The organism is Streptomyces longisporoflavus, from assembly GCF_014649775.1.
In the GTDB taxonomy this organism is placed as follows: Bacteria; Actinomycetota; Actinomycetes; order Streptomycetales; family Streptomycetaceae; genus Streptomyces; species Streptomyces longisporoflavus.
The window spans coordinates 1-10379 of sequence record NZ_BMTR01000069.1 but is presented as its reverse complement, the minus strand read 5'-3'; the positions used below and the strand labels follow the sequence as shown (position 1 = coordinate 10379).

12 protein-coding genes are annotated in these 10379 nt (G+C 69.6%); 8 read left to right on the top strand and 4 right to left on the bottom strand.

Features of this window, described 5'->3' with window-relative positions; all coding sequences use genetic code 11:
- The 4 genes from IE226_RS42935 to IE226_RS42920 all read left to right on the top strand — a co-directional run.
- Positions 1–169, top strand: a 169-nt coding sequence (locus IE226_RS42935; RefSeq protein ID WP_308429606.1) for a carboxyl transferase domain-containing protein, incomplete at its 5' end; no start/stop codon positions are given.
- A 111-nt stretch (positions 170–280) separates the two neighbouring features.
- A complete protein-coding gene (locus IE226_RS42930) occupies positions 281–481 on the top strand; it encodes an acyl-CoA carboxylase subunit epsilon (protein ID WP_190086973.1) in 201 nt (66 codons plus the stop codon).
- A 101-nt stretch (positions 482–582) separates the two neighbouring features.
- Positions 583–1098: a flavin reductase family protein gene (locus tag IE226_RS42925; protein WP_190086972.1), complete on the top strand. Its 516-nt coding sequence runs from the start codon at positions 583–585 to the stop codon at positions 1096–1098.
- Positions 1099–1196: 98 nt separating this feature from the next.
- Positions 1197–1385 (top strand): DUF1272 domain-containing protein, encoded by a 189-nt coding sequence (locus tag IE226_RS42920; RefSeq protein WP_190086971.1) that lies wholly within the window; start codon positions 1197–1199, stop codon positions 1383–1385.
- A gap of 103 nt (positions 1386–1488) precedes the next feature.
- Here the strand turns inward: IE226_RS42920 and IE226_RS42915 are convergent, their stop codons facing one another.
- Positions 1489–3186, bottom strand: coding sequence for a DHA2 family efflux MFS transporter permease subunit (locus IE226_RS42915; protein ID WP_190086970.1), 1698 nt, complete (start codon positions 3184–3186; stop codon positions 1489–1491).
- Positions 3187–3333: 147 nt separating this feature from the next.
- Between IE226_RS42915 and IE226_RS42910 the strand changes: the two genes are divergently transcribed.
- The 3 genes from IE226_RS42910 to IE226_RS42900 all read left to right on the top strand — a co-directional run bounded on the left by IE226_RS42910 (position 3334) and on the right by IE226_RS42900 (position 5012).
- On the top strand, positions 3334–3948 hold the full coding sequence (locus tag IE226_RS42910) for a TetR/AcrR family transcriptional regulator (protein ID WP_229871964.1): 615 nt from the start codon (positions 3334–3336) through the stop codon (positions 3946–3948).
- A 561-nt stretch (positions 3949–4509) separates the two neighbouring features.
- Positions 4510–4770, top strand: coding sequence for an AfsR/SARP family transcriptional regulator (locus IE226_RS42905; protein ID WP_190086968.1), 261 nt, complete (start codon positions 4510–4512; stop codon positions 4768–4770).
- Between the two features lie 14 nt (positions 4771–4784).
- Positions 4785–5012, top strand: coding sequence for a hypothetical protein (locus IE226_RS42900; RefSeq protein WP_190086967.1), 228 nt, complete (start codon positions 4785–4787; stop codon positions 5010–5012).
- 190 nt (positions 5013–5202) lie between these two features.
- Here IE226_RS42900 and IE226_RS42895 read toward each other — a convergent pair whose 3' ends face one another.
- Positions 5203–5400 (bottom strand): hypothetical protein, encoded by a 198-nt coding sequence (locus tag IE226_RS42895; RefSeq protein WP_190086966.1) that lies wholly within the window; start codon positions 5398–5400, stop codon positions 5203–5205.
- Between the two features lie 130 nt (positions 5401–5530).
- Here IE226_RS42895 and IE226_RS42890 point away from each other — a divergent pair, with 130 nt between their 5' ends.
- Positions 5531–6259 carry a TetR/AcrR family transcriptional regulator gene (locus IE226_RS42890; RefSeq protein WP_190086965.1) on the top strand — a complete coding sequence of 243 codons (729 nt, stop codon included), beginning with the start codon at positions 5531–5533 and terminating at the stop codon, positions 6257–6259.
- Positions 6260–6322: 63 nt separating this feature from the next.
- Here the strand turns inward: IE226_RS42890 and IE226_RS42885 are convergent, their stop codons facing one another.
- Together IE226_RS42885 and IE226_RS42880 are read right to left on the bottom strand one after the other, a co-directional pair.
- Positions 6323–7072, bottom strand: coding sequence for a thioesterase II family protein (locus IE226_RS42885; RefSeq protein WP_190086964.1), 750 nt, complete (start codon positions 7070–7072; stop codon positions 6323–6325).
- Positions 7073–7155: 83 nt separating this feature from the next.
- Positions 7156–10379, bottom strand: a 3224-nt coding sequence (locus IE226_RS42880; RefSeq protein WP_190086963.1) for a type I polyketide synthase, incomplete at its 5' end; no start/stop codon positions are given.

The window sequence follows — 10379 nt, the reverse complement described above, 5'->3', positions numbered from 1 at the left end:
GGAGTACAAGGCCGAGCTGATGCACCCCTACTACGCCGCCGAGCGCGGCCTGGTGGACGACGTCATCGACCCCGCCGCCACCCGCGAGGTCCTCATCTCCAGCCTGGCGATGCTCGCCAACAAGCACGCAGACCTGCCCTCCCGCAAGCACGGCAACCCCCCGCAGTAACCAGGCGGTCATCAGCCGCACATGTGCCGACACACATGTGCCCCCACCAACATTTCCCGGCACAAACACGTCCCGGCACCAACCCCCTCACACGACAGAGGACGCTCTCCCATGACCACTTCCCATGCCCACAACGTGCTGCGTGTCGAGAAGGGGCACGCGGAACCCGAGGAACTCGCGGCCATCGCCGTGATCCTGCTGGCCCGTGCGGGCGCCCCCGCCCCGACCGCGCCTCGCGGCGCGCGCTCCAGGGCCGGCTGGCGCCGCCTTGAGCGCGAGCCGGGCTTCCGCGCCCCGCACAGCTGGCGCTGACCACGCCCGCCGCCGAGCCACGCCGCCCCATTTGACGATGACTGGCTCTCCAGGTCCGGATGCCAGGGTCTGACAGAGGATGACTCGACCGGGAGGTCAGCATGGGCACGACTTCGCCCACCCGCCGTCACGCGGACGTAGAGATGCCTGTCAGTGCGGCGACACTCCGCAGTGTGCTGCGCGAGGTTCCGACGTCGGTCACCGTGGTCACGGCGACAGCAGGGGGCAGGCCGGCGGGGCTGACCGTGGGCTCGTTCGTGTCGGTGTCCCTTGATCCGCCGCTGATCGGGATCTTCGTCGACGAGAAGTCCTCCAGCTGGCCGGAGATGCGGAACTCCGACACCTTCACGGTCAACGTCCTGGCGGGCGACCAACAGGAGTTGTGCGCACGGTTCGCGACCAGCGGCGGGGACAAGTTCGCCGGACTGCCGTTGCGGAAGTCCCCGCTCGGCAACCCCCTGCTGCCCGGCATCGCCGCGTGGATCGACTGCCGGGTCGAGGAGATCCGCAAACTGGGGGACCACCACTTCGCCCTGGCCCGGGTCTGCGACCTGGCGACGACAGCGGCCACCACATCGATCGTCTTCCACCGCGGCGCCCTGCACGCGGTCCCGTAGAACCGGGCGGCGCCGCGCGGGTGCGCAGGCCCGATCCTGCGCAAAGCAGGCCCTGCCCGTGCTTTCGCGGCGGGTACTCGCCGGTGAGACTGGGCGCCATGCCCCTGGAGATGCGCGAACGCTGCGAACGATGTGAACGTGCGGCACTGCCGCCGGACTCGCCTGCCCGGATCTGCTCGTACGAGTGCACCTTCTGCGTGCCCTGTAGCGACGCCATGCAGGGCACCTGTCCCAACTGCGGCGGTGAACTCGTCGCCCGCCCCCGCCGCAGCGCTCGTACCGGATGACCGAACGACCCAAGCCCCCGGCCGCTGATCCGCGTGCCGGGGGCTTGAGTCGTGGAGGCAGGTGGGCTGGCAGCCAGGTGGCAGCGCCCCTGTGGCCGCTGTGTCAGCGGCCCGCCCTCGTCGGCACCGGAGCCTGCTGCGGCTCGGCGGGGCGTGGGTCCTCCTCTGCGGGCGGCTGCGGTTCGGCGGACTTGCGGGGCATGAGCAGGGCCACGATCAGCGCGCCGGCGCCGAGCGTGATGGCGCCGATCAGGCTCGTCTGCGACACCGCGTCGGAGAAGGCGGAACCGACCGCGTCGGCCATCTGCTTCGAGCCCTGCGTGATCTCCGCCGCCTGCTGCTTGAGCTGGGCGGCCTCGGCGGGCGACCCGGCGTTCGCGGCCTGCTCGGTCAGTTGCTGCGCCTTCTCCTGGAAGGACTGTGCGACCGCGTTGCCCGCGCCCACCGAGTCCTTCGCGGCCTCGAGCGCCTCCGGCGGCACCTTGCTGCCCTCGGTCTCGTCGGTGAGGTTCGCCGCGTACGAGGAGGCGAGCGCCGAGCCGAGCACGGCGATGCCGAGCGAGCCGCCGAGTTCCAGCGAGGTGTCGTTCACGGCGCCGCCGACGCCGAGCTCCGACTCAGGGAAGGCGCCCATGATCGTGTCCGTGCAGGGGGACACGGCGAGGCCCAGGGAGAGGCCGAGCAGGGCGAGCGGGACCACGAAGTCGGAGTACGTGGAGCTCCCGTCGGTGCCGATGAGCAGCGCCAGGGCCGTCGTACCGCCCACCATGCCCACCGTCACCATGATGCGCGCGCCCAGGCGCGGGGTCAGGGCGCCGGTGGTCGCGGCGCCCAGGAAGACGCCGAAGGCGAGCGGCAGCATGCGGATGCCGGTCTCCAGCGGGTCGTACTCCAGGACGAACTGGAAGTGCTGCGTGAGGTAGTAGAAGACGCCGAACACGGCGAGAAAGAAGACCGCGATGGCGAGGTTCGCGCCGGCGAAAGCGCGCTCGGCGAACTTCCGCACGTCGAGGATCGGCCGGGGGTGGCGCAGCTCCCACCAGACGAACAGGAGCAGGCCGAGCCCGGCGATCGCCGCGGCGGTGAACGCCGACTTGCCCCAGCCGAAGTGCGGGCCGTCGATGATCATGTAGATCAGGGCGCCGGACCAGATCACCGAGAGCACGCCGCCGCCGTAGTCGATCCGGCCGCGGTCGCCGGCCTTGGACGGCGGGACCAGGACGTAGGCCGCGAGGACCGCGACGACGCACACCGGGACGTTGATCAGGAAGGTGGACTCCCAGCCGTTGTCCTTGAGGAGCACACCGGCGATCAGCGGCCCGGCGGCGATGGAGAGGCCCGAGGTGGCCGCCCAGATGGTGATGGCCTTGGCCCGCTCCTCGCGCGGGAACGTCGCCGCGAGCAGCGAGAGCGTCGCGGGCATGATCATGGCGGCGCCGAAGCCCATGACCGCGCGGACGACGATGACTTGGGCAGAGGTGTCGGCGAAGGTACCGGCGACGCCGCCCGCGGCCATGATGAGCAGCCCGAGCACGAGCGAGCCGCGGCGGCCGTACTTGTCGCCGATCGCGCCGAGCAGCAGCATCAGGGCGGCGTACGGAACGGTGTACGCGTCGATGACCCACTGCAGGTCGGAGCTGGACAGATCGAGATCGCGGGTCATGGCCGGTGCTGCAACCGTCAGGGCGGTGTTCGCCATGACCGAGATCATCAGACTCAGGCAGAGCACCAGCAGCGCCCACCAGCGACGGGCATACGGTCCGTTCATCCGTTCGACCGGCTTGTTGACGATTAACGGCATGGGTCCCCCTCCGTTCTTGGTTCCGGCTCTGCGGCCGGCCCGGCGGCAGGTGCGCCGACGGGCGGCAGGAGCAGAGCGGCGCAACAGCAAGTTGCACACACGTGTGCAATGTAGCGGTACTTGCACATGCCTGTACAACTAGGAGGCATGAACCCACACGCGTCGAGCCTCAGAGCCGAAGCCAACCGCCGCCACATCCTCGACGTCGGCCTCGCCGAACTGCTCCGCGCCCCGGACGCGTCCATGAACCAGATCGCCGTCGCGGCGGGCGTGGCGCGGCGCACCGTGTACGGGCATTTCCCCAGCCGTGAGGCACTGGTCGCCGCGATCATCGGCGAGGCCATCGAGGCGGTGGAGCAGGCCCACGCCACGGGCCGCGAGGGCGTCGCGGATCCCGCCGAGGCGCTTGCCCGCTCGCTCCTCGCCGTCTGGGAGGTCGTCGACCGCTACCGCCTGCTGCTCTCCCTCGCCCAGCAGAGCCTGACGATGAAGGGCATCCGCGACCGCCTGGGCGCCGTCCACGAGGCCGGTACCGGGCTCATTCAACGCGCCCTGGAGGAAGGGACGTTCCATTCGCCTCTCCCCGCGGAGGGATTGCGCTATGTCCTGGAAGGGGTGCTGTTCTCGGTGATGGAGGCCACCAACAGCGGGCATGTGCCGCCCGAAGAGGCGGGCCGGGCCACCACGGTCACCCTGCTGTGTGCGGCGGGTATGCCGTACGACCGCGCCGCCGAATTGGTGGCCAGAATTCTGGACCGGTGAGTCCCGTGCCGCGGGGCACCGCCGACGGGCATCCCCGATGGGTGACACCCCTCCGCCCCGCGGCATCATCGTACGACCCACGGGTGAATTATCGGCGCTCCCCGAAGAATACGTCTGCATGAATTTCTTGTAACTCGGAATGAGGGGCCCGGACCGCCTGCGTTAATTACGTCGGGCTGCAATGCAATGGCCGTGCGGGAAATGGCCGGGGCCGGGGTAACGGGGCGCTCATCGGGCGCCCACTGGCCGCTCATCGCGCGGTCTCCGGGCGACCGATCCGGACACGGTCAATGACTGCCATGCCGTTCGGTATGCATGGTCAGGAGCCGAACGGCAGTTGAGACGCTACCGGAAGGTCATAATCCGCAATTTTTCAGTCAAGCGGCACACACTATTAGTCTTGTTTCAGTCCCTCACCGCCGTTAGATTGCCGTGTAAGCCGTTCACGGTGCATATCGGCCGATTACGGGCCACCGACGAAGCCCTCCACTGTCGCAGCGTCGCGCTGTCGTGGGAAGAGCAACTGAATCCGTACGTATCTCAGGCAAGCGGGGAGTCCTGATGTGGTTTCGTATGCTTGGCCCTCTGGAAGTCATCAAGGACGGACGCCCCATAGCCCTGGGCGGCACCAAACAGCGCGCCACACTGGCTTACTTGCTGCTTAACGCGAATCGCGTGGTCCCTACCTCCGAACTCCTTAATGCATTGTGGACGGAAGGGGACGCTCCGACGACGGCGCGTAAAATTCTGCAAAACTCCGTCTGGGGCCTGCGCCGGGCATTCTCCGCCCATGACGACACCGGGCAGACGACCTGCACCTGACCGACGAGACGCTCTTGGACTACGTGGGCAACGTATGCAGCGGGACGGCCAGCGGACCGGTGTTCGTCGTCACGACGGCACGCCCGGAACTGTTCCGCAGGCGACCGGCCTGGGGCGGCGGCATGTCGCTCACCACGTCCCTCTCCCTGGACCCGCCTGCCCTGTGCCTCAGGAATGTCCTGAGGGACGCGCACCTCGGCACGTCCGACGCGCCGGGCCACAGCGGCAGTCGCAGCAACTGACTGTCTGCGCCGGGAACCCCGGGAACACCGACATCCCCGCAAACACCGGAAGTACCTGAAACCACAAGCGCGCACGCACTCAGTGCGGACGGACGCAGTGCCCTGCCCGGGCGCAGATTGATGGGCGCGCAGCCGCACGGGGGAACGGCTGCGCGCCCGGTTCTGGGGTGTCGCCGTGACGAGGCCCGGGTCAGCGCTGCCGCGCCTCCTGCAGAGCTCCCTGGCTCACGGCGTTTCCGGCCACGGCCGCGTCCAACACGTCGATCAGGCGGGCGATCTGGGCGTTCCGCAGGGAAAGCGTGCGTGAGACGCCCCAGACGCTTCCCGCGACGAGGACGAAGGCCGTCGCCGCGAACCGCCAGTCCCCAAAGCTCCGCTGCATCGTCATCCCCCGGGCCTTGACCTATGGACAGTACGAGTTCTACTCAGTAATATTCTAACCACTGACTTAACTTACGAGCTATAACAAACCATAGGCTAGCTATCATGTCAATGGCTACGACTGCGAGGACGAAGCGATGGGCCAGCAAACGTCAAGTCCCTGGGTGAAACGGCGCCGGCAGGCCACACTTCTTGAAATTCGTACTACAGCACGCCAGTTGCTGCGCAAGCACGGTCCCACCGGAGTGACGGTCAACGCCGTGGCCCGCGAGATGGGCATGAGCGGACCTGCTGTATACCGCTATTACGTCAGCCATGACGCCCTTGTCGAAGCGATCATTACGGACTTTTATCAGGAGCTCACCTCGACGATGCTGGCGGCACGCGACGCCTGCTCTCCCGAACGCCCCGGCAGACGGCTCCTGATGACATGCCGGGCGATGCGCGCCTGGGCCATCGACCACCCCAGTGAGTTCAGCTGGATGTTCGCGAGCCCCGTGATGTCGGCGGTCAAGCCGGACGAGGAGTCTCCCCGGCAGCAGGCCGGGCAGCAGTTCGAGAGCGTCTTCCTCGACCAGCTCGCGGACGTATGGAAACAAGCGCCGTATCCGGTGCCCGCCTTTGACGACCTGTCACCCTCCATCCAGATCCAGATGACCGAGTACTCGGCCCGGACGAGGACCGCGCTCCCGCCCGAGGCCCTGCACCTGTTCCTGTCGAGCTGGATCAAGCTCTACGGCCTGCTGTGCATGGAGATCCTCCGCCAGCTCGACTTCGCCTACAGCGACCTCGAGCCGGTCTTCGAGGAGACCCTGTATGAGCTGTGCACCATGCACAACCTGACGTACGAGCCCCCGACGAAGTAGCAGGGGCGGCAGCCAAGGCCAGTCCCGTCAGTCCCGGGTCAGGTCAGCCCGGGTCAGCCCGGGTCAGGAAGCGAGCAGCGACTCGCGTACCGCTGCCGCGACCTGCTGGACCTGGTCCTGGAGATAGAAGTGGCCGCCGGGGAAGACGCGCATCTCGGTGGGAGCCGACGTGAGGCCCTGCCACTGCGCCGCCTCTTCCGGCGAGACGATCGGGTCCGCCTCACCGGTCAGGACCGTGACCGGGCAGTCCAGCGCGGCGCCCGGGGTCATGCCGTATGTCGCGAGGGCCCGGTAGTCGGCCCGCACCGCCGGCATGATCATCGATACCAGCTCGGGGTCGCCGAGGACGTCCTTGCCGACGCCCCCGAGGCGGTGCAGTTCGGTCAGCAACTCCTTGTCTCCGGACAGCAGATCGCCGGGGCGCGGCCCCGCCAGCGGAGCGGCACGACCAGAGGCGAACAGACGCGTTAGTTCCTTCGACGGCTGTCCTCCGCGTAGCAACAGTGCCGTTTCGAAGGCTACGAGCGCGCCCATGCTGTGACCGAAGAACGCGCACGGGCGCCCGTCCGAAAGGAGCGCGCCCAGCTCCTCGTGGACGGCCTCGGCCATCCGGGCAATGTCCTCGACCGGCTGCTCCCTGTGCCGGTCCTGACGGCCCGGATACTGCACCCCCAGCACCTCGACCTCCGGTGCCAGCGCCCGCGCGAGCCCCGCGAAGAAGGTGCTTGAGCCGCCCGCGTGCGGGAAGCACACCATGCGGATGTCCCCGGGGCCCGTCGCCCCCATCCGTCGTATCCAGTGGCTGCTGCCCATGGTCTAGGACCTCCCTGCGTTGTTGTGTCGGTGTGCGGAAGGCGGGCGGCGGCCGGGACCGGCCGCCGCCCGCCGATGTGCGGTTACTCGGCCCCGTCGACCAGCGCGAAGAGCTCCTCGTCACTGGCGGAGTCGAGGTCGTCGGTGGAATCGAGGTCCTCGTCGCCGCCGGCCCCGGTCAGCTCCAGGAGCCGCTGCAACTGCTCGGTGACCTGGCGCCGCAGCGCGTCGTCGTCGCCGACGCCCCGGACGCGCTCCTCAAGACCGCCCAGGGTGGTGAGCAGGGCGTTGGGCGCGGGGGTGTGCTGGTCGGCGAGCTGCCCGTCGAGGAGCCGGGCCAGCGCGTCGACGGACGGGTAGTCGAAGACGACGGTGTTGGCCAGGCGCAGTCCGCTCAGGGCGTTCAGCCGGTTGCGCAGTTCGACGGCGTTGAGGGAGTCGAAGCCCAGCTCCTGGAAGGCGCGGTCCGTCTCGATCTCCCGCGGGTCCTCATGGCCCAGGATCCCGGCCACCACATTGCGCACCAGGTCGGTGAGGACCCGCTCGCGCTCGTCCGGGGACAGGCCCGCAAGACGCGTGCTCAGAGACTCCGCTTCCCCTCCGGCCTCGCCGCCGGCCGCGGGCCGCCGCTTGCGCGACGCGGGCACGAGGCCCTGCAACAGCGCGGGTACGTCGTCGCCCCGGGTGCGCAGGGCGCGGGTGTCGATGCCGGTCAGGGCGAGGACCGGTTCGTCTGCCGTCAGGGCCGCGTCGAACAGGCCCATCGCTTCCGCGGACGGCAGGGCTCGCAGCCCCATGCGGTTGAGGCGTCGCAGGTCGACTTCGCTGAGTTCGCCGCTGATGCCGCTGGCTTCCTGCCACAGGCCCCACGCCATGGATACGGCGGGCAGGTCTTGGGCGCGCCGCATGGTGGCGAGGGCGTCCAGGAAGGTGTTGCCTGCGGCGTAGTTGGCCTGGCCCGCTGTGCCGAAGAGTCCGGCGAGCGAGGAGTAGAGGACGAAGGTCTTCAGGTCGTGGTCGCGGGTCAGCTCGTGCAGGTTCCAGGCGCCGTCGACCTTGGGCCGGAGGACCCGCTCCAACTGTGCCTGGCTCATCTCGGAGAGCACGCCGTCCTCGGCGACGCCTGCCGTGTGCACCACACCGGTCAGCGGGTGGTCCGCGGGCACGCGGGCCAGTGCGTCGGCAAGCGCGTCGCGGTCGGCGACGTCACACGCGGCGAGGGTGACCCGGGCGCCGAGCTCTTCCAGCTCGGCGCGCAACTCCGGCGCTCCGGCGGATGCTTCGCCGCTGCGGCTGAGCAGCAGCAGGGATCGCACCCCGTGCTCGCGTACGAGGTGACGGGCCGCGATACCGCCCAGGGTGCCGGTCGCGCCGGACACCAAAACCGTGCCCTCGCCCCAGTCCGGACCCGTACCGGCACCGGCGGCGGCGGTACGCACCAGGCGCGGGGCCAGCAACTTGCCGTCGCGTACGGCGACTTGGGTGTGTCCGGACCCTGCGACGGCCCGCAACAGTCCGGCCAACTCCTCGGACCCGGAGGACCCGGAAGCGCTCTCCTCCAGGTCCGCCAGGACGATCCGGCCGGGATGCTCCGACTGCGCCGAGCGCAGCAGCCCCCATACGGAGGCACCCGCGAGGTCCGCAACACCCTCGCCCTTGACCGCACCCACCGCACCGCGCGTCACCACGACCAGCCGCGAGTCCTCGAACCGGGCATCGCCCAGCCACCTCCGCACCCACTCCAGAACCCCGCCCACGACACCGCGCACCTCACCGGCGACATCCACGGAGGCAGTGGTGCGGCCCGGTACCAGCGGTGCGAAGACCACGGCGGGTACGGACGCCGCGTCCTGGTCCACGGCCGAGACGAGGGCCGCGACATCGGCGTACGCGATCGCGTCCGGCAGCGATCCCGGTCCTCCGAGCAGATTCTCGGTGTCGTCGCCCAGGACGGCCCAGCTACCGGCCGGCTCGTCTGCCGTTGCGGGCTCGATCGCTTCCCACTTCATGAAGAACTGGTTGTCGCCGCGCGTTCCGCTCGCCTCGGCCAGGGCTTCCTTCGACACCGGACGCAGTGCCAGCGACTCCACCGACGCGACCAGCGCGCCGGTCTCGTCTACCGCGGTCAGCGACACCTCCGACACGGCGGCGTCGGGGTCCGGCAGCGAGAGCCGGACACGCAGCGAAGCGGAGTTCGTGCCGCGCACCGTCACACCGCCCCAGGCGAACGGCAGCTGCGACTGGTCGTCCTGCGTGACGATGCCGGGCAGCAGCGCGTGCAGCGCCGCGTCGAGCTGCGCGGGGTGCACCACGTACCGGGGCGCGTCCGCGCGGCAGCCTTCCGGAAGGAGTATCTCGGCGTACACCTCGCCGTCGCCCCGCCACACGCGGCGCATCCCCTGGAACGCGGGGCCGTACGCGTAACCCTGCTCGATCAGCCGCTCGTAGACGCCGTCGAGCGGCACTTCCGTGGCGCCTTCGGGCGGCCACACCGTGAGACCGGCGGCGCTCGCGGAGGCCTCGGCTCCGGCTGCGGCGTCCCTCGTCGCGAGAGTTCCTTCGGCGTGGAGGTTCCAGGTGCGGTCCGGGTCGCCGTCCGTGTCGGCGGGGCGGGAGAAGATGCTGATCTCGCGTCGACCGGTGTCGCTGTCGCTGTCGTCAGGTGTGCCCACGCGTACGGACACCTGGATCCCGCCGTGCTCCGGCAGCACCATCGGCGCGACGAGGCGCAGCTCCTCGATCCGGTCGCAGCCCACCTCGTCGGCCGCGCGGGCGGCGAGTTCGAGAAGGCCCGTACCCGGCACGAGCACCATGTCGTGGATGGTGTGGTCGTTGATCCAGGGGTGGGTGTGCGCGGAGAGGTGTCCGGTGAGGACGACCTCGTCGGTACCGGCCAGGGCGAGGGCGGCGCCGAGCATCGGGTGGTCGATGTTCTCGAGGCCGAGCGCGGCCGGGTCCGCGGGAGAGGCCGACTCCTCCAGCCAGTAGCGCTGGCGCTGGAAGGGGTACGTGGGCAGGGGGACGCGTCGGGCCGCGGGCAGGACTTTCCGCCAGTCGACGCGGACGCCGCGGGTGTGGAGCTGGCCAAGGAGCAGGGCGAGAGTGGTGGGTTCGTCCTGCTTGCGGCGCAGGGCGGGCGTCACCACACCGGCGTCGCCTTCCGTCCCGGACGCGATCATGGCGCTGAGGACGCCGTCGGGGCCGATCTCCACGAAGTCGGCCACACCCTCTTTACGCAGGGCTTGTACGGCGTCGTGGAAGCGGACGGTGCCGCGCAGCTGGCGGACCCAGTAGTCGGGCGAGGTCA

Excerpts from the sequence above, each read along its gene's own strand:
- IE226_RS42905 (WP_190086968.1), top strand. The coding sequence starts at position 4,510 with ATGTGGTTTCGTATGCTTGGCCCTCTGGAAGTCATCAAGGACGGACGC.
- IE226_RS42925 (WP_190086972.1), top strand. The coding sequence starts at position 583 with ATGGGCACGACTTCGCCCACCCGCCGTCACGCGGACGTAGAGATGCCT.
- IE226_RS42910 (WP_229871964.1), top strand. The coding sequence starts at position 3,334 with ATGAACCCACACGCGTCGAGCCTCAGAGCCGAAGCCAACCGCCGCCAC.
- IE226_RS42930 (WP_190086973.1), top strand. The coding sequence starts at position 281 with ATGACCACTTCCCATGCCCACAACGTGCTGCGTGTCGAGAAGGGGCAC.
- IE226_RS42885 (WP_190086964.1), bottom strand. The coding sequence starts at position 7,072 with ATGGGCAGCAGCCACTGGATACGACGGATGGGGGCGACGGGCCCCGGG.
- IE226_RS42895 (WP_190086966.1), bottom strand. The coding sequence starts at position 5,400 with ATGACGATGCAGCGGAGCTTTGGGGACTGGCGGTTCGCGGCGACGGCC.
- IE226_RS42915 (WP_190086970.1), bottom strand. The coding sequence starts at position 3,186 with ATGCCGTTAATCGTCAACAAGCCGGTCGAACGGATGAACGGACCGTAT.
- IE226_RS42890 (WP_190086965.1), top strand. The coding sequence starts at position 5,531 with ATGGGCCAGCAAACGTCAAGTCCCTGGGTGAAACGGCGCCGGCAGGCC.
- IE226_RS42920 (WP_190086971.1), top strand. The coding sequence starts at position 1,197 with ATGCCCCTGGAGATGCGCGAACGCTGCGAACGATGTGAACGTGCGGCA.